This is a genomic window from Citrobacter sp. TBCS-14 (assembly GCF_005280805.1).
GTDB lineage: Bacteria > Pseudomonadota > Gammaproteobacteria > Enterobacterales > Enterobacteriaceae > Citrobacter > Citrobacter gillenii.
This window is the reverse complement of the sequence record NZ_SZWM01001341.1, coordinates 1-497: the sequence shown is the minus strand read 5'-3', so window position 1 is coordinate 497 and position 497 is coordinate 1. Positions and strand designations below refer to the sequence as shown.

Below are 497 nucleotides of genomic sequence, written 5' to 3'. Positions count from 1 at the left end.
AGACATTGAACCGCTGATTGGTAAAGTCCGTTTTTCCCGCCTCGGGATTAAACTCGCTGAAACCCACAATAAGGGTTACCGCTGGCAGCATGAGGCAGTTATCGCNAATAAAGGGTACCGCTGGCAACATGAGGCCGTCATCGCTCTCGCCAACCCACATCACCGCAACGCGTTCGAACTGAACCTTGAAGAAGCAGAAGAGTGGTATCGCGGCAGAGATGTCTACCCGCAGACCGCGCCTGCCAGCGACGACGTGCTGGTCACCTTCCAGCACCAGCCGATTGGGCTGGCAAAACGGATTGGTTCACGGTTGAAGAACAGCTATCCACGCGATCTTGTCCGGGATGGCAAACTCTTTACAGGATAACGCACGTTTTTACTGGCGCTTTTGCCCACGTTGACTACGCTGAAAAATGGGCGGCTTAACTGGTCGTACCACAACCCGCAAATCAACGGAGAGCACGATGATGAAAACCAGTGTGCGCATTGGCGCTTTT

1 pseudogene is annotated in these 497 nt (G+C 53.6%); it reads left to right on the top strand.

Annotated elements, in window-relative coordinates:
* A pseudogene (locus FDX22_RS27730) lies at positions 1–367 on the top strand (hypothetical protein); the annotation flags it as partial.
* Positions 368–497 lie beyond the last annotated feature (130 nt).